13 protein-coding genes are annotated in these 17,365 nt (G+C 69.1%); 8 read left to right on the forward strand and 5 right to left on the reverse strand.

What is annotated here, in order from left to right:
* Window positions 1–296: 296 nt before the first annotated feature.
* On the reverse strand, window positions 297–3,329 hold the full coding sequence (locus Ssi02_RS14435; protein WP_239128907.1) for a M14 family zinc carboxypeptidase: 3,033 nt from the start codon (window positions 3,327–3,329) through the stop codon (window positions 297–299).
* 288 nt (window positions 3,330–3,617) lie between these two features.
* Here Ssi02_RS14435 and Ssi02_RS14440 point away from each other — a divergent pair, with 288 nt between their 5' ends.
* From Ssi02_RS14440 to Ssi02_RS14460, 5 genes are all read left to right on the forward strand, one after another.
* The gene (locus Ssi02_RS14440) at window positions 3,618–4,571 is read left to right on the forward strand and encodes a coiled-coil domain-containing protein (RefSeq protein ID WP_204025734.1); all 954 of its coding nucleotides are present in this window, start codon (window positions 3,618–3,620) and stop codon (window positions 4,569–4,571) included.
* A gap of 238 nt (window positions 4,572–4,809) precedes the next feature.
* On the forward strand, window positions 4,810–5,382 hold the full coding sequence (locus Ssi02_RS14445) for a VOC family protein (protein ID WP_204025735.1): 573 nt from the start codon (window positions 4,810–4,812) through the stop codon (window positions 5,380–5,382).
* Window positions 5,383–5,828: 446 nt separating this feature from the next.
* Complete coding sequence (locus tag Ssi02_RS14450; protein ID WP_307825668.1) at window positions 5,829–6,455, forward strand: TetR family transcriptional regulator; 627 nt, start codon at window positions 5,829–5,831, stop codon at window positions 6,453–6,455.
* A 140-nt stretch (window positions 6,456–6,595) separates the two neighbouring features.
* Window positions 6,596–7,000 (forward strand): MerR family transcriptional regulator, encoded by a 405-nt coding sequence (locus Ssi02_RS14455; protein ID WP_204025737.1) that lies wholly within the window; start codon window positions 6,596–6,598, stop codon window positions 6,998–7,000.
* A gap of 156 nt (window positions 7,001–7,156) precedes the next feature.
* Window positions 7,157–8,617 (forward strand): peptidoglycan D,D-transpeptidase FtsI family protein, encoded by a 1,461-nt coding sequence (locus Ssi02_RS14460; protein WP_204025738.1) that lies wholly within the window; start codon window positions 7,157–7,159, stop codon window positions 8,615–8,617.
* Window positions 8,618–9,006: 389 nt separating this feature from the next.
* Here the strand turns inward: Ssi02_RS14460 and Ssi02_RS14465 are convergent, their stop codons facing one another.
* Window positions 9,007–11,454 carry an ATP-binding protein gene (locus tag Ssi02_RS14465; RefSeq protein WP_204025740.1) on the reverse strand — a complete coding sequence of 816 codons (2,448 nt, stop codon included), beginning with the start codon at window positions 11,452–11,454 and terminating at the stop codon, window positions 9,007–9,009.
* 352 nt (window positions 11,455–11,806) lie between these two features.
* Here Ssi02_RS14465 and Ssi02_RS14470 point away from each other — a divergent pair, with 352 nt between their 5' ends.
* Window positions 11,807–13,678, forward strand: a complete 1,872-nt coding sequence (locus tag Ssi02_RS14470; protein ID WP_204025742.1) for an ABC transporter ATP-binding protein — start codon at window positions 11,807–11,809, stop codon at window positions 13,676–13,678.
* 47 nt (window positions 13,679–13,725) lie between these two features.
* Window positions 13,726–14,547: an AMP-binding protein gene (locus Ssi02_RS14475; RefSeq protein ID WP_204025744.1), complete on the forward strand. Its 822-nt coding sequence runs from the start codon at window positions 13,726–13,728 to the stop codon at window positions 14,545–14,547.
* Window positions 14,548–14,561: 14 nt separating this feature from the next.
* Here Ssi02_RS14475 and Ssi02_RS14480 read toward each other — a convergent pair whose 3' ends face one another.
* A complete protein-coding gene (locus tag Ssi02_RS14480) occupies window positions 14,562–14,849 on the reverse strand; it encodes a DUF2218 domain-containing protein (RefSeq protein ID WP_204025746.1) in 288 nt (95 codons plus the stop codon).
* 163 nt (window positions 14,850–15,012) lie between these two features.
* Here Ssi02_RS14480 and Ssi02_RS14485 point away from each other — a divergent pair, with 163 nt between their 5' ends.
* Window positions 15,013–15,780, forward strand: a complete 768-nt coding sequence (locus Ssi02_RS14485; protein ID WP_204025748.1) for a (2Fe-2S)-binding protein — start codon at window positions 15,013–15,015, stop codon at window positions 15,778–15,780.
* Between the two features lie 16 nt (window positions 15,781–15,796).
* Here Ssi02_RS14485 and Ssi02_RS14490 read toward each other — a convergent pair whose 3' ends face one another.
* Window positions 15,797–16,327, reverse strand: a complete 531-nt coding sequence (locus tag Ssi02_RS14490; protein ID WP_204025750.1) for a cysteine dioxygenase — start codon at window positions 16,325–16,327, stop codon at window positions 15,797–15,799.
* Window positions 16,328–16,388: 61 nt separating this feature from the next.
* On the reverse strand, window positions 16,389–17,348 hold the full coding sequence (locus Ssi02_RS14495) for an amidohydrolase family protein (protein ID WP_239128908.1): 960 nt from the start codon (window positions 17,346–17,348) through the stop codon (window positions 16,389–16,391).
* Between the last annotated feature and the right edge of the window lie 17 nt (window positions 17,349–17,365).

Here is a 17,365-nt window from a genome sequence, read left to right on the forward strand (position 1 = left end):
CCGTCCCTCGCGATGTGTGGGGCTCGGGCGGCCCTCGTAGGCGCGGCTATTCAGCCACAGGGCTTACTTAGAACCTTTTTCGCCTCCGAACCGAACCTTTTCCCCACAGTCCTCGTCTATCTACAGAGCCGGCACACGAACACCAGGTGGGAGGCCCAGCGATGCGGGGGCGTGCTGGGTCTCCCACCTTTCCAGGTGCCCGGGAGAGGCTGGGATCGCCTGATCGGCGTGAATCCCACCCGACAAAAAGAGCCGAGGGCCCCCTTGAAGGGGGCCCTCGGCGGGGTTCGAGGGGGTTAACGGCTCAAGAGGTGCTGCATGGAGCGCTTGACGAGGTCGGTGCGCTGGGCCTGGGTGGTGAGGCCCTCGCCGCCGAAGCCGGTGTAGACGGTGTCCTCGGTGACGATGCCGGCGCCCTCTTCGAAGATCTTGTCGGAGCGGGTCCAGTTGTTCGGGGACGGGGTGCTTCCGGCGGGGGCGCCCGCCGCGGCCCAGCCGCCGAAGTCGGTCTCGAAGGAGGTCTCCTCGGCGGTGGCGCCGTCGAGGGTGACCTTGGCGTCGTCGAGGAAGACGCCGGCGCCCTGGGTGCTCCAGTCGCTGATGTAGGAGATGGAGAGCTCCACCTTCTTACCGGCGTAGGGGGTCAGGTCGACCTTCCACTGCTGCCAGCCGCCGGAGTTGCCTGAGGCCGCGTTCCACGCGCCGGAGGTGCCGGTCGGTTCGCAGTTCGGGCCCTGGTAGCGCGCGGTGAAGGGGTGGATGGTGCGCCAGCCCTCGGTGCAGCTGTCACCGGTGACCTGGCTGGTGTGGCCGTTGAGGTCGGGGAGGGTGGTCCAGTCGTCCTGTCCGGCGGTACGCGCCTCGACGACGAGGTGGTCCCAGTGGGACTCGGTGTCGTAGGAGGTCCAGAACTCCAGGGCGCCGCTGCTCTTGCCGGTGAGGTCGACGGTCTTGGAGAGCCGCTTCCACGTCACGTCGGCGATGGAGCTGTGGACGTTCCAGGCGCCCGTGTGCGGGTCGAACGGGGCGCCGGGGCGGTCCCACTTAAGCGGGGCGGAGCTGGCGAACTGGGGGAACCTGTCGGCGGGCAGGAGAGCGGAGGTGGCGAGGAAGGACCCGGTGTGGTCCTGGTTGTTCGCCGAGTCGCCGCCGTTGAGGGTGCCGGTGAAGCCGTTGAACGCGCCGGAGACGCCCTTCAATGGGTGCGGCGTGTTGGTGGCGGGGTTGTTGCCGCCGTTGTCGAAGTAGATGTAGGCGCCGAGGTAGTACTGCTGGAAGTCGTTCATCAGGGGCAGGCAGGGCTGCGCCGGGTCGTTGGTGCACTCGGGGTCCTGCGGCCGGTAGAAGTAGTCCTCGTTGAGGTTCTGGGCGTAGGACGCGTACTTCCCGGTGTGCAGGAGCTTGCCGCCCTCGTTGAGATAGTCGCGCATGGCGATTTCGATCTCGTTGGCGAGGCGGCTCGCCGTACCCGGCACCTGTCCGGCGCTGCGCGGGATGATGTCGTCTCCGGTCTCCCAGATCACCGCCTTGTAGTGGCTGAGCACACCGAGCGGGTGGGGCGCCTTGCGGGCGTGCTTGTCAACGTCGTAGACGTCGGAGGTGTAGCCCGCGGCGGTCAGCGCGGTCGCGTAGTCGTCGGCGTACTTCGCCTCGGTGACACCCTGCGCGGGGCTGATGCCGGTGACGTCCTCGGCGGCGACGACGAGCACCTTGCCGCCGATGTCGTCGGCCACCTTGTAGGTGAAGTCCGCGCTGGTCTTGCCGCGGGCGGTGAACCACACCTTGACGCTGTCACCGGGCTTGGTGCCGCTGATCTTGCCGCGGAGGTGGTGGTAGTAGGTGTTGTAGCCCTTGCCGTACTTCTCACCGCCCCGCCACTCGCGAGTGGGGACGGTCTTGGTGCGCCCGTTGTTGACCGAGTAGCGAAGTTGGACCGCGCCCAGCTTGCGCTTGGCGTTGACCTGGACGACCTGGTCCTTGCCGTGGCTGACCTCGAAGGGGTCGATTACGAAGTCGGGCGTGGTGTTGCCGAGGTGGGAGGTGGGCTCGACGGGGTTCTGGGCCGACTTGGCGACGTCGAGGGCGAAGGGCAGGTTCTTCTCGAACTGCGCCTGCACGAGCGCCTCGTCGTCGGGGAACACGAACCCGCAGCCCGCGCAGCCCTCTTCGAGTTCGGGCGTCCACGCGAGTGTGCCGTACTTCCCGTGGGCGTGGTCGGTCGTCTCGCCGTTCGTCGTGTAGAGCTCGGCCGACAGGTCCGGGTCGAAGCCGGGTACGGCGGGAGCCGCGTCGTTGCCCGTGAGCGCCTCGTAGACCGGGTTGTCGGCGGTGGGGGTGCCGGTCTGCCACCCGATAGGGTAGAGCAGCAGCGGCCCGTAGGAGTGGTAGTTGACCTGGAACTCGAAGCCGATGCGCCGCAGCAGCCCGTCCATGGCCTTGGTCTCCGGCTCGCTGGCCGGGCCGGTGCCGCGGTAGGTCTGGCTGCTGGGGACGGAGCTGGACCCCTCTTCGTCGTAGTAGAAGTTGGTGGGGTAGTTCCGGTTGGGGTCGACGCCGTCGAGGCCGGTGATCTGGTTGTCGCCGTCGTTGTCCCGGAGGTTCTTGCGCCAGAGGCGGTTGCCCTCGGTGAAGGTGAAGTCGTAGCCGTCGGGGTTGGCCACGGGCACGAACCAGAGCTCGGTGGTGGCGAGCAGGTTCTTGACCGCCGGCGTGTCCTTGTTGGCCACCACATATTTCAGCAGCCGCATGTCGACCTCGGTGGCGATCCACTCGCGCGCGTGCTGGGTGGCGGAGTAGAGCACGGAGGGCCTTGAGCCGTCACGGGTCGTGCGGGCGTTCTTGGTCGCCTTGATCGACAGGATGTCCTTGCCCTGGATCGTCTTGCCGATCGACTGGAGCTTGAGGATGTCCTTGTTGGCGTAGGCCAGGGACTCGAGCTGGTCGGCGATGCCGCCGTTCTCCGAGTAGGACTTCCATACGGTGAAACCGCCCGCGGCCTGGGCCTTGGCCGCCTGCAACTGGGTCTGGCCCTGCGGGTTGGTGACCGGGGCGGGAGTGTGTCCGAGTTTGGCGAGGCGCTTGAGGTCGCTCTTGCTCGCGGCCAGCTCGATGTGTTCCTTGTCACCGACGATCTGCTTCTGGACGACGTCGATGCCGTTCTCGATCAGGGTCTGGCCGGTGCCGGGCTTGGCGTCCAGCTGGTAGAGCTCGATCTGGTCGGCGGCGGGAAGCGGATCCCGGGCGGCCGAGGCGCCCGCCTGGGCCGGCGAGAGCAGGGTGCTCGCGCCCAATAAGGTTGCCGCGACAAGGGCGAGTCTTCGGGAAGACACAGGGGGGTCCCTTCAGTGGGCGGCGTCATCGATGCCCGAACCGCCCACACGTAGGCGTCACGATCTAAGCCGAGTCCTATCGATCGTGTTGTCTGGTCGAGCGGACGCGACCCTACGAAATTTCACCTGATATGCCGATCCCGACAAGACCCAAATCTGATCACTTCGCAGCGCGATAGTCACCTAAAGTTGCCGATACTTCGCAAATGGGATGTGATTTCGCCTGTTCAGGTGGCAGGTTCCAAGATCGTCTTCTATAGTTTCGCTGCGTCTGGGAGGGAGAAGTACGTGGAATCAGGCCGCCCGGGCAAGTGGGGCAGGGCCGCGATGAGGGTGTCCGCCGCAGCTGCCGCGCTCATGCTCATGGCCGTCGGCCTTCCCGGCGCGTCCGCGCTCGCCCCCGCCCTGGTGCTCGAACGGCACAGCCCCGACCGCCAGAGCAAGATCCGCCGCCTCACCCTGGAGGCCGCCGCGCTCAGCAAGGCCTACCGCGGCGAGATCAGGACCCTCGACGACGCCCGCGACGAGGCGAAGAAGGCCGACCGGCGCGCCGACCGCCTCACCCGCCAGGTGGCGGGCGCCGAGCGCGAGCTGGTCCATATCGCCCGCACGTCCTATATGAGCGGCGGGCTCGACGCCATCCAGCTGTTCGGCCTGCAGGGCGAGGCCACACAGGCCATGTCCAACATGGCGCTCGTCACCCATCTCGCGGGCGAGCGGGCCCAGCGCACCACCCACCTCAAGACCCTCCTGAAAGAGGCCAACGCGGCGCGGAAGACCGCCGATCAGAAGATCGACAAGCTGGAGCGCGACATCGCCAAGCTCAAGACCAAGCGGCGCGACGTCGAGCGGCTGCTCGCGAAGTTCGGCTTCCAGGAGCCCGACGCGGGGTCGGGGCTCACCGCCCGCATGGTCACCATCCGCAACGAGATCATGGCCAACTTCCCCATGCCGTACGGCGTGGGCTGCCTGAGGCCGGGTGACCCCGGTGAGCACGGCAAGGGCCGGGCCTGCGACTTCATGACGAGCCCCGGCGGGCGGGTCTCGACCGGCGACGACGAGGCGCGCGGCGACGCCCTCGCGCAGTGGTGCATCAACAACGGCCGCCGCCTCGGGATTATGTACATCATTTGGAAGCAGCGTTACTACGACATCCGCACCGGAGGCGGCTGGGACACCATGTCCGACCGCGGCGGGGCCACGGCCAATCACTACGACCACGTTCACGTCAGTGTCTTGTGAGCATGTGGCGAACATGTGTTGTGGGCTGTGAAGGGCTGTCTGGGGCACAACCCGCTAATTCGGCCGCATAAAATACGGTGAAGGGCGGCTGAAGGGATATTGCCTTCGTTTCAGCCGGGGATGAGGAGGAATCAGTCTTTTTCATCCCATTGTGTGAGCCTTCGTGGCTCGCGGTGACCAGTTGCCTGGCCCGGAGGGAATCCCCCTGATTCAGCCGGGTCGCTCAGGAGGATGAGAGATGCCCGGTGAAAGGGTGACCCCCGGCCCGCGTGGATTCCATGTGCACCTGACTGTCCGCGATCTCGTCGCGGCGGTTGACTTTTATCAACGGGTGTTCGGCGCCCGCGTGCTCCTCACCGATGCGCCCGCCGAGGGGGCGCCGGGGTTCGCGGAAGTCGTGATCGGCGGCATCGCGGTCGTGGTGAGCGAGGAGTCCGTTCACTATGACTATTCTCCGTCGCCCGCCTCCCTCGGCGGCAGCCCGGTCCTCCTGACCCTTCACTATGACGACCCGAGGGCGGTGTTCGACGCCGCGCTCGACGCGGGCGGCGAGGTGGAGCTGCCCTTCGAAGAGGAGGTTCCCGGTGACGGCTACGGCATCGTGTGCGACGTCGAGGGGCATCGCTGGGCACTGAAGTCGGCGCGCAGGCGCGCCCCGGAGCCCGACCCGGCCCCGCCCGGCCCGGTGGACGCCGAGCCGTCGCGGGAATCCGGCGGTCCCGCGGAGAGCCAAGAGCAGGACAAAAGCCACGAGCAGGCTGAGAGTCGGGATCTTGCCGCCGAAAGGGAACTGGCCGGCAGCGGGCAGTGATTTCAAGCATCAGCTGAGTTTGCTCCCCGAATGAGTAGATTCGTCCTTTTTGGGGGAGTCTCGATGGCTTCCGGGTTTTAAGTGGCAAGTCTTCCGCAGCGGAGACCTGTCCGCTCAGGCTCGACGGTTCGGGACAGTCGATTCCATGCGCTCGCCATAGTGACGAGAACGCGTTTCTTGCGGGAAACTCACAGTTTTTCACAGGCTTAGTTCAGCAATGCGGGCATCTGACTTCCGACCCCTCATCCGCCGCGATCTGGAAAAGGAAGTTTTGGGAGGGAGGGCGGGGGGCGGGTATCGGCTTCCATGGGGTCTCGAGTTCGTATTCCGGGTTAATGGATGCTCCATCCCGGGAGACAATATTTGCGAGGAGACCTCATGTTACCGCGCCGTAGGTTCAAAAAGGGAGGATGATGGTTCCCATGACGAGCGTCTCCGGAGGAACCTTGCGCCGTCGACCCGCTCAGCGTCGCAGCCTGGAGCGGGTCGAGCGCATGCTGGACGAGTGTGCGCGACTGCTGGATGAGGTGGGTTACGACTCGCTGACCACCAAAGAGGTTGCGCGAAGAGCTGAAGTTCCGATCGGCACCTTCTATCAGTTCTTCTCTGACAAACAAGGATTGGTGCGTGCGCTTGCGCTGCGCAACCTGGAGTCCTTTCTTGAGCGCATCGCCGACAAACTGGGCGCGGTCGACCTCAAGCACTGGGGCGATGTCGTCGACCTGGCTGTCGACGAGTTCGTGCAGATGAAGCGTTCCCGGCCGGGCTTCGCCGTCGTCGACTTCGGGGAGATCCTGCCCTCTCCCGGCGGGCCCGCACTGAAGGGCACCCAGCACATGCTCGACGCCGCGCTTGAGAACAACGCCGTCGTCGCCGACCGGCTGCGGCGGCTCGTGCTTGAGACGCTGGACGTGCCGGTCATCCCGGGCCTCGACCGTGCGCTGCTGGTCGCCGTCGAAGCCGGCGACGCCGTACTCAAGCTGGCCTTCCGGGTCAGTCCGGAGGGCGCCCCCGAGTTGATCACCGAGTGCAAGATCATGATCCGCCGTTATCTCGCGGCTCACCTCCCCTGAACGCCCCGTGCGCTGAGGAGCCGTGCCAACCCCCTGGCCGGAGAGAGCGGGGGTGGCGCGGCACCGAGGAGGGGGCGTGGCACAGAAAAGGCGGGCTCGGCGGTTGACCTGGAGCCCACTCCAGGTGGCATGCTCGCGATGTGAAAACCTTCACCCCGGCCCAGGTGGTCTCCGAGACCGGCTTCAGCTTGGACACACTCCGCTATTACGAGCGCATCGGCCTGCTTGACCGCATCGAGCGCAACACGGCAGGCCAGCGCCGTTTCACCGACCGCGACGTCGGCTGGCTGATGACGATCCGCTGCCTGCGCGACACCGGCATGCCGATAGCGGAGATGCTCAGATTCGCCGAGTTGACGCGCGCGGGCGATCACAACATCCCCGAGCGCATCCTCCTGCTGGAAGAGCACGACCGGCGGGTGGAGGAGCAGATCGCACACTGGCGTTCGAGACAGCAGGGCGTCCAGCACAAGATCGCCTACTACCGCGACGTGGTGAAGCTGCACCATTTCGCCGACACCGGCGACGACATGGCGGAAGTCTGACCGCACGTCACGCCCGGAAGACCTTGCCCATCAAGGCGCGCACAGCCGAGGTCTGACCGCACGTCATGCCTGAAAGACCTTGACCCGCCACATAGCCGTCAAGCCCACTCACTCTCCCTTACCGCCTGCTAAACCGGTAGGAGCATGGGAGGGGGCATGATCGGAGCACGCACCGAGCGGATGAACATCCCGCTCCGGCACACCGCCGTCGCCTGCGGGGTGATGTTGTTCGCGTTGCTCGGCAGGGTCACGATCATCCAGGCATTCCAGGCCGACGGACTGCGCGCCGACGACCGCAACTCCCGCACGCTGATCGCACGATTCGAGCACCCCCGTGGCCGGCTGCTCCTGCGCGACGGCACCGTGATCGCCGACAGCCGCAAGGTCACCGCCGGCGTCTACCGTTATCGCAGGGTCTACGCCGACGGCCCGATGTTCGCCGCCGTCACCGGTCACCTGTCGCTCTTCAGCCGCAGCGGCGTGGAGAAGAGCGAGGACGCCGTGCTCGCGGGCACCGACCCCAAGGTCAAAGTGCGCGCCCTCATGCGTGACGGCGTGCCGTCGGGGGCCACACTCAAGCTCACCCTGGACGGCAGCGCGCAGCGGGCCGCCTACGACGCGCTCCGCGCCACCGGCCGCCCCGGCGCCGTGGTGGCCCTCAACCCGGCGACGGGCGCCGTGCTGGCGATGGCCTCCGTCCCCTCCTACGACCCCGGCATCTACACGAGTTTCGACGTCCCCGCACTCACCTCGGCCGATCGGCGGCTGCAGACCGACCGCGCCCGGCCGCTGCTCAACCGGGCGCTTCGCCGTACATATCCACCGGGGTCCACCTTCAAGATCGTCACAGCGGCGGCGGCGCTCGAGTCCGGCGACTACTCACCCCGGCGTGACGTGCGCGCTCCGGTCGCGCTGCGCCTGCCCGGCACCCGGATCTCGGTGCGCAACGCCAAAGGCGCGGCCTGCGGGGACGGCAGGCCCTCGCTCGCCTACGCCTTCCGGGCGTCCTGCAACACCGCCTTCGCCGCGATCGGTCTCGAACTCGGCCAGGAGGCGGTGCGTGAGCAGGCGCGGCGGTTCGGCTTCGACTCCGACGACCTCGTGGTGCCCATGCCCGTCGCGGTGAGCGCCTACCCCACCCGCATGGACAGGGCGCAGACCGCCATGGCGGCGATCGGGCAATACGACGTGAGGGCCACGCCGCTCCTGATCGCGATGATGTCCGCCGCCGTCGCCAACGGCGGGGTGCTGATGCGGCCCTACCTGGTCGAGGAAACCCGCCTGCCCGACGGCACCGTCATCGACAGCGCCCAGCCCACCCGCTACCGCGACACCATGAGCGCCCGCACCGCCGCCTCGCTCACCGCCATGATGACCGCCGTCACCAGGAACGGCGGCACCGGCACGGCGGCCGCCATCCCCGGCGTCACCGTGGCCGCCAAGACCGGCACGGCGGAAAACCACGCGGGCCGCCGCAGCCACGCCGTGGTCACGGCCTTCGCCCCCGCCAAGGACCCCCGCGTAGCCGTCGGGGTGCTGGTGGAAGGCGGCGGCTACGGCGGCCGCACGGCCGCCCCGATCGCCAGAGCGGTCATGCGCGCGGTGCTCTCGCTGTGACCCCGCGGGTACGGCTCGCGCCCTGCTCTTGTCGTCGGCCGCCGGTCAGGGTGAGTCGGCCGTCGGGCTGGGCAGTGGCCGTCGATCCCGGGGTGGGGCGGGCGGGCTCGGATCCTGCGCGACCCGAGCCCGCGGTCGCATGTCCCACGGCGAGAACTCCACCCCTCCGAGGAGACCCCTCCGTCGAGCAGGACATGCGACGATCCCGGTGATGCGACCGTGGCCCCTGGAGTGTGGGCCACTGTCCCTGTGACACGGTGTTGTGGCCACGGGACCGGTCGATCACAGGTGTCAACGTAGGTGACGCGGGCCGGCCGGCACATGCGCCGAGATGCGTATATGTGTGTGTACCTGCGAGTCCCCGCCGTGTGTAGAGCAACATGTGTAGATCAAGTGGGCTCGTGCCGTTCGGACTCAAGCACCCACGCCGCCACCTGTGTACGCGAGGAGAAGCCCAGCTTGGCGAGGATGTTGGCGACGTGGCGCGCGGCGGTCGCCGGGCTGATGACCAGTTCGTCGGCGATGGCGCGGTTGCTGAGGCCGCGGGCGATGAGCCCGGCCACCTCGCGTTCGCGTGCGGTGAGGTTGCCCGCAGGGCCGGCGCCGCGCCACGCCGGCCCTGCGGGCAACGTCTCGGCGGAGGGAAGCTCGGCGCCTTCGAGCGCGCACTCCACGGCCTGATCGGGCGTCATGTTGCTCCCGGCGGCCCAGAGCCGCTCGACCAGGGTGTCGCCGAGTTCGTGGCGGGCCGGGTCGAGCAGTTCGGACAGCCGGGCGCCGAAGCCGGGGGAGGTGGCGCCGGTGCTGTCGCGCAGCGCGGTGGAGGCGGCGGCGAGCAGGACGCTGCGCAGCAGGTCGCCCTCCATGGCCACGAGCCTGGCATATTGCTCCAGCCTGCGCGCGATGCCGAGCCGCAGACCGGCGTCGCGGCTGAGCAGCAGTGCCTCGGTCAGCCGGACGCGCGCCTCGGCCAGGTCGCCTTTGCGGAGCGCGATACGGCCGAGCCCCGATAAGCACCTGATGATCAGCTGGCGGGCGTCGAGCCCGTCGAGGAGTTCGAGGGCGTTCTCGAAGTGGCGGCGGGCCCGGGCGAGGTCGCCCCGGCGGTGCGCCACATAGGCGAGGCCGATGTGCCCGTGGGCGACGGCATGGGTGACGCCGAGCGGCTCCATGAGCTTGAGCGCCTCCTCGTAGCAGCGCTGCGCCTCGCGCAGCCTGCCCTTGTCCAGGGCGACCGTGCCACGCACGCTGTGCGCGATCGCCTCGACGAGCACGTCGCCGGACTCGCGGCTGATCGCGGTCGCCGTGTCCAGCACGCTCGCGTCTCCGGTCGCGAGCGCCCAGAGCACGCACCCGACCGCCTCGCCGTAGGCGTCGCCCGCCTGGCGGCACAGGGCCAGGCCGGCTTCGCCGTACGACTTGGCGTCGGCCACGTCGCCGCGGGTGAAGGCGAGGTCGCCGCGCAGGATGAGGGCCTGTCCGCGCAGGCCGGGGGGCACGCCCGCGTTGTCGAGCACGAGGGCCCGGTCGAGGAGGCCCGCCATGTCGGCGAGGGCGCGGCCGGTGCCGAAGAGGGCGTAGCGGATGTCGGTGAGGATGCGCAGCGCGGGCTCGGCCTCGCCGTTGCGGATCGACCACTCGGCGGCGGTGAAGAAGTTGGGGGTGAGGGTTTCGAGGCGGGCGGCGATGTCGCGGACCGCCGCCCACGACTCCAGGCGGCCGGTGAGCGCCTCGCGCAGCTCGTGGGTGACCGCCATCATCGCCTCGCGGTGCCGGTGGCGCAGCGGCTCCTCCTCGCCGCGCGCCTTGAGCTGCTCCAGGGCGTATTCGCGGACGGTTTCCAGCAGCCGGTAGTGCGCCTCGCCGTTGACCTCGCCGTCCACGACGACGAGTGACTTGTCGACCAGGCTGAGCAGGAGCGCCATCACCTCGCCCCGATCCAGCCCGTCGCCCGAGCAGACCCGCTCGGCCAGGTCGAGGCTCCACGCCCCGGGGAGCGCCGTGCAGCGCCGAAGGAGCGACTGCTCAAGCGGGGTGAGCAGCCGATAGCTCCAGTCGACGGTGGCGCGGAGGGTGCGCTGCCGGGCGGGAGCCGTACGGTCACCCCGCGACAGCAGGGCGAACCGGTCGCTGAGCCGGGACACGATCTGGCCGACCGACAGCAGCCGCGTCATGCCGGCGGCGAGCTCGATGGCGAGGGGCATGCCGTCGAGCGCGATGCAGATGCGGGCCACGTCGGCGGAGTTGCCGTAGGTCAGGGCGAAGTCGCCGCGGACGGTGCGGGCGCGCACCGTGAAAAGCTGCACGGCCTCGAATTCGCACACCTCGGCGGGCGGGACGGCGCGGCGGCCGGGCGGAAGGGCGAGGGGTGGAACGCGCCAGACCGTCTCGGACGGCACCCGGAGGGGCTCGCGGGTGGTGGCGAGGATGCGCAGGCCGGAGCAGGCGGCGAGCAGGCGCTGGCACAGGCGGGCGCATTCGTCGAGCACGGTGTCGCAGTTGTCCAGCACGAGCAGGTGTTCCCTGCTGCCGATGGCGTCGGCGAGCGTGTCCATGAGCGGCCGGTCGCCGTCGTGCTCGACCCCGAGGGCGAGGGCGAGTCTGCCGGTAGGCTCCCTCAGGTGCTCGGCGTCGGCGAGCTCGACGAGGCGCACCCCCTCGACGGAGGCGCGTAGCCGCGTGGCGAGCCGGATGGCGAGGCGTGTCTTCCCGATGCCTCCGGGGCCGCAGAGGGTCACCATACGGGTGGCGTTCAGCAACTGGGCGAGCTCGTCGATGTCGGCCTCGCGGCCGACGAACACGTTGGGCTCCAGCGGAAGATTGATGTCAGGAGTCATCGGCCCTTGGTGGTTGACGGGGGTCAGAGGCACGGGTCGGTGAGGGGGGATGGAGCTATCGTGCTGGTCATCGAAAGTGTGACACTGATTACCTGACCTCGCCCAGACAAAAGCGGTTTCGGACAGCACCTTTCAGCACCTGTTGTAACACATGACGCCCAGCACACCACCACTTCTTCGGAATGCCCGGAACTCACGATCATTCGGGCATTCCACACCAAGCTACGGGCTTGATCTCATCTCCGCGGGAGAAGCGGGGAAGGTTCAGAAAAAGAGCCTATTAAATAGGAAGTAGACTAAAGGGGTGAGGTAAGAGTAGCTAAATGGCTGCCATCGCGCTCAGACTGCAGTCATGGTGGACACGACTGAGCACACAGCCGCACTCCCCGAACTGAAGGACCCCAACTGGTACGCCCTGTCCGGCGACCTCTCCGGCATCGGCTTCCTGACCATCGCCCGGAGGCTCCCCGCACTCATCCGGCAGGCGCTCGCCATGGCCTGGGAGGCCGGTCCGCGCGACCTGGTGGCCACAATCGTCCTCACCCTGCTCGGGGGCGTCTTCACCGCCTTCGGGCTGCTCGCGACCACCGGCGCTCTTGAGGCGCTCTTCTCCGCCGGTCCCACCCCCGAGCGGCTCAAGGCCGCGCTCCCCAGCCTGATCCTCGTGGCCGCCGCCGCGGCGCTGCGCACCGCGCTGAACGCCGGCGCGGGCTGGGCGCAGGCCAGGCTCGGGCCCCAGGTGGCCCGCATCTCAGAACGCAGGATGTACGGCCTGACCAGCCACGTCGAACTCGCCGCCTATGACGACCCCGACTTCCACGACGCCCTGCAGCGGGCCCGATCCCGGGGCATGGCCGTGGCCGACACCCTGGTGAGCACCACGCTCGACACCCTCACCGCCGCCACCGGCATCGTCGCGGCGGCCGGTGTGCTGGGGGTGCTGCACCCCGCGCTGCTGCCGCTGCTCGTGGCCACAGTGCTGCCGGACGGGTGGGCCGCGGTGCGTTCGGCGCGCATGAGCTACGAGGTGGACTACGCGCTCATCCCGGCCAGGCGCCGCAAGTGGATCCTGTCCGACCTCATGGCCTATCGGGAGCCCGCCGCCGAGGTGCGGTCGTTCAACATGCGGGGCTTCCTGCTGCGGATGCACGACAAGATCGCCCGTGCCGAGCGCGACGTCCTGCTCGATGTGGCGCGGCGGCAGACGGTGGCCAGGGTCGCGGGGGAGGTGCTCGGCGGTGTCGGCACGCTCGCGGTTTACGGGGTGCTGGGATTGCTGCTGGCCCTCGGAACGGTGCCGTTGTCGGTGGCGGGCACCGCCGTACTCGCCATCAGGTCGGGGCAGTCTTCCCTGCAAAACCTGATGTTCGCGACAAATCGGCTATATGAGGAAGGTCTGTATTTCACCGATTTTATGGAGTTTTGTGCGGCGGCGGAGCGGCGGCTTCCGGCTAAAAGCGTGAACGACACTCCCATCTCCTTTGGCCGGATCACCGTGGAGAACATCAGCTTCTCCTATCCGGGGGCGGAGACGGCGGCGTTGCGCGGCGTGTCAATGCATATTGAGAAAGGAGAGGTGGTCGCACTGGTCGGGGAGAACGGTTCCGGCAAGACGACCCTCTCCAAAGTGCTCGCGGGGCTCTACTCTCCGGGCAGTGGACGTGTGCTTTGGGACGACCACGACATCGCCCACGTCGACACCGACCAATTGCGGCACAACATCGCGGTCATCGCCCAAGACCACACGCACTGGCCGCTTTCCGCCCGGCACAACATCACCATGGGCACCGACAAGGGCGAGGCCGAATTGCGGGCCGCCGCCGCTGTCGCCGGCGCCGACGAGGTCGTCGACACGCTGCCCCACGGCTATGACACGCTGCTCGACCGGCGTTTCAAGAACGGCCAGGAGCTCTCCGGCGGGCAGTGGCAGCGCATCGCCGTCGCCCGCGGTTTCCACCGGGACGCGCCGCTGCTGATCTGCGACGAACCGACCGCCGCCCTCGACGCCCGCGCCGAGCACGCACTGTTCGAGCGGATCCGCGGCCACGCCGAAGGGCGCACCGTCCTGCTCATCACCCACCGGCTGGCCAGCGTCCGCTACGCCGACCGCATCTACGTGCTCGACGGCGGACTGGTCCTGGAGGAGGGCACCCACGAGAGCCTGATGGATAACAAGGGGCTGTACGCGGACCTCTACACACTCCAGGCGACCGCCTACTCCTAACCCGCTTCCGGAGTGGTGAATACACATCCACGTACATACATCTGCCGATGCCTCGCCGAATGATCGCGGCGTACGGTCGCGGCATGATGCCCCTCACGCCTTCGGCGACCGGCGCCCTGCCGCAGCAGGTGCTCGGCGCCGCCCGCGAGCGAGGTGATCGTCCGGCGCTGGTCGACCTCGGCGGGGGCGTCGTGTACGGCTATCGCAAGCTGTTCACCGAGGTCACCCGGGCGGCCTCGGCGTTGGTCGCGCGGGGCGCACGTCCCGGGCAGGCCGTGGGTGTGCACGTCGGCACGGTGACCTTTCAGACCCTGGCCGTGCAGACGGTCGTGGCCGCTGGGGGCGTCGCCGTACTCCTCCCGGCCGGGGCGGAGGAGGACGAGAGCGCGCGGCTGCTGACGGAGCTGGACGCCAGGGTGCTCATCACCGGTCCCGAGCTGCTCGACGGCGCGATGCGCCTGGTGGAGGCCAGCAGGGTGCGCCAGGTCGTCGCCTTCGGCCCGGCGCCGGACACGGTGGACTTCCACCATCTGATCGACATGGATCCGCGGCCGCTCCCGGAGATCGACCCGAAGACCCAGCCGGCGCTGGTGACCGCCCGCGGCCGGGTGTCGACCCACCGCGACGTGCTCACCCGGATGGCCGAGATCGACGCCGAGGTGGCGTTGACCGAGTCCGACGTCGTGCTGGTCACATGGCCGCTGGACGGCGGGTGCGACCTGCCGGCGCTGGTCGGGCTCGCCGTGGCGAAGGGGTGTCTGGTGGTCGCCGCGCCCGGCTTGAGCCAGGCGGAGGCGGCGGGCACGGCACACGACTTCGGGGTGACGGTGACCACCTTGCCCCACGGCGGGATCGCCCGCACGACGTGACGTCCCGGTGACCGCTAGGCGGTGGTGCGCTCCCAGACCACCTGGAGGCCGTCGCGCTGTCCGAAGCCTTCCAGGTGCCGTCCGAGGACATCCTCCACCACGGCGAGGTTCTCCGGGTTGTCGGCGCTGGCCCGCAGGGTCAGCATCCCGGGGGTCGCGGTCACCTGGCCGAGGCCGGCGTCAAAGGTCAGCGTGCCCTCGGTGTCGGTGTAGTCCGCCTTGATCTTGCGGCCGAGGTGGGCGCAGAGCTGCTTGAGGTAGCGCTCGGGGCGGTCGGTCGCGACTGTGGCGATCGATTCCATGCGAGATCCCCTTCGGTTAGATTAGGCTTACCTTATCGGTTGGCGCCGACCTGGCGGCGGCTCCAGAGGTGTGTGGCGCCGGTCGTGCGATGCGGTGAAACGCACCTTCTGTGAGGCATGATTAGGTTAGCCTTACCTTACTGGTGTCTCTCGGGGGTTGTGAATGTCGGCTGTCGCGTCTGATCCGCTCGATGTGAATCCGCTCGGCGGGCTCACCGGCCTGCTCGCCCGGGCCGCCGAGGAGCGCGGCGGGGCACTCGGCGTGCACCCCGGGCTCGTGGTGGACTCCCTCGCCGGCTGGTCGCGCACGGCCGACCTCGTGCGCGAGCCGTACACCGAGTTGCGCCACCTCATCGAGGCGCATGCGCGCCGCAACGAGGACGCGCCCCTGCACGTGGCGGCGGCGCTGCTGTGGAAGGGGCTCGGTTACTGGCAGGTGCTGCCCATGACGCTCGGGTGGGCGCTCAACCGCAGGCTGCCGCTGACCAGGCTGGAGGACACCCTCTATCGCATCTCCGGCGACGGCCGCGTCACCATCGGCGCGACCGCCGTCACCACCGCGGTGCTTCCCGGTGATCCCTTCGCGGGCGCCCCCGGCACCGTCGTGGTGAGCGACCTCGGGGAGACCCTCAGGCAGTCGCTCCACGCCGTCCAGGCACCCGTGATCAAGGCCATCCACGCGGTGGCACGCGTCGGCATGCGGAACCTTTGGGGGTCGACCGCCGAGGCGCTGGTGCAGCCGCTGCGGGCCTACGCCGAGGCGCTGCCCGGCGACCCGCTCGTCGACGTGCCCATGCTGCTAGGGCTCGTCGACAAACCGGTCGTCAACCTCATCCAGCTCACCGACACGGGATATCGCCGGCGCACCTGCTGCATGTGGGTCAAGGTGCCGGGCGCGGAGGCGTGCGCCACCTGCTGCCTCGGCAGATAGCGGCGCACGCCCCCCGTCAGGCCACGTGTTCGCGCGGTGGCGCGTCCAGCGGCTCGTCGAGCGGTCGCAGCTCGTCGGCGTAGCTCACCGACGTCCGGCGCATGACACCGGTCGTGCTGATCGAATATTGCCCCATCCGCCAGAGCGGCGGTGAGTAGGCGTGGATCGACACGCTCTGTTCAAGGGCGCCCGTCAGCCGGTGGATGTGGTCCGGGCCGAAGGAGAACGACTCGCCGTCGCTGACCACGGTTTCGAGGTGTTCGCCGCCGATGCGTGGGTTGCACTCCCGCAGCGCGCCCTCGACCACGTGCACCGCGCCCGAGGAGATGTCGTGGTCGTGCCACCCCGTGTCGTCCTCGGGCCGCCAGCAGAGCAGCCAGATATCCACATAGGCATCCCGGTAGAGCGAGGCGTAATGCCGCCCGCCCTCACTATCGGGAAAACCCACGTGCTCCTTCCACAACTCCGGCCGGCCGGCCAGGTCGTCAACCAGTCTTTGCAGCTCCCTGCGGTCCAAAGCCCGCTCGGGCAGCCCCGTCCAGCTCATCGGGCCGCCCCTTGGCCGAAGGAACGCGCACAGAGCTTCATGCCCGGGATCTGGCTCGTGTTCATCGACGCGACTCCCTCCTGATGTGGATATGGCCACCGGCCGCGATGCCGGCCGGGGTCGTGGGCTCGGCGGCGCGGCCGAGCAGGCGCAGGGGATTGGCGGTGCGGACCGCGTGGTCGGCGGCGGGGCCGAGCCCCGTGGCGGGGGCGGTCGCGTACGGAAGATCCGAGCCGTTGACGATCACATCGACGCCCAGTTCGCGCAGCACCGCGTCGATCGCCCGCGGGCCGTAGGACGAGGTCTCCACGAAGACGTGCGGATCGACCTCGCCCCGCCCGCCGCCGCCCCGGGTGAACAGGCGTTCGGAGTGCAGTGGGGCGAGCCCGGCGAGCAGCGCGAAACACACCCGGAGGTCCGGGTGCCGGCCGCGTCCCACCGCGTGGAAGGCGTGCCAGGCGGCGTGCATCTGCTGCACGTACGGCACGAGCGCGGGCCACCAGGGCGCCCCGCCGTCCTGCGCCGGCGCCGGTCCCGGGTGCACGAACAGCGGCAGGCCGCGCTCCTCCAGCACCGACAGCAGCGGCCCGACGCGCAGCAGCCCGGCAGGGCCGGCCACCGCCGTCGCGGGCACCTGCAGCCCGGCCGCGCCGCGGTCGAGGTCGGCGGCGAGGCGAACCGGGTCGGGCTCGCTCAAGCAGGTCGCCGCCCAGGCCTTGAACGGCGTGGGCAGCGCGAACGCGCCCTCGTGGTAGGCGTCCAGCAGGGGCCAGGCGTCCTCCGGCGGGAGGTGCTCCACACCGAGCGGGCTCGACAGCCCCACCACCGCCAGCGCCAGATCGGCGTTGAGGCGGAGGCGCCGGTCGAGGTCGTGATCGCGGGGATCGACCTCGTAGGGCGGCTCGCCGGCGAGGTGGAGCGTCCACCCGCGCGGTCCGGCGAGGCGCGGGGGCGCGGTCCTGGAGCGCAGCGCCTCGACGAAGGCAGGGGTCCAGAGGTGCTGATGCACGTCGACGACCACACGTCCTCCATTCCGTC

The organism is Sinosporangium siamense (assembly GCF_016863435.1).
Taxonomy (GTDB): domain Bacteria; phylum Actinomycetota; class Actinomycetes; order Streptosporangiales; family Streptosporangiaceae; genus Sinosporangium; species Sinosporangium siamense.

Excerpts from the sequence above, each read along its gene's own strand:
- Ssi02_RS14490 (WP_204025750.1), bottom strand. The coding sequence starts at position 16,327 with ATGAGCTGGACGGGGCTGCCCGAGCGGGCTTTGGACCGCAGGGAGCTG.
- Ssi02_RS14445 (WP_204025735.1), top strand. The coding sequence starts at position 4,810 with ATGCCCGGTGAAAGGGTGACCCCCGGCCCGCGTGGATTCCATGTGCAC.
- Ssi02_RS14465 (WP_204025740.1), bottom strand. The coding sequence starts at position 11,454 with ATGACTCCTGACATCAATCTTCCGCTGGAGCCCAACGTGTTCGTCGGC.
- Ssi02_RS14485 (WP_204025748.1), top strand. The coding sequence starts at position 15,013 with ATGTCGGCTGTCGCGTCTGATCCGCTCGATGTGAATCCGCTCGGCGGG.
- Ssi02_RS14475 (WP_204025744.1), top strand. The coding sequence starts at position 13,726 with ATGCCTCGCCGAATGATCGCGGCGTACGGTCGCGGCATGATGCCCCTC.
- Ssi02_RS14460 (WP_204025738.1), top strand. The coding sequence starts at position 7,157 with ATGATCGGAGCACGCACCGAGCGGATGAACATCCCGCTCCGGCACACC.
- Ssi02_RS14480 (WP_204025746.1), bottom strand. The coding sequence starts at position 14,849 with ATGGAATCGATCGCCACAGTCGCGACCGACCGCCCCGAGCGCTACCTC.
- Ssi02_RS14470 (WP_204025742.1), top strand. The coding sequence starts at position 11,807 with ATGGTGGACACGACTGAGCACACAGCCGCACTCCCCGAACTGAAGGAC.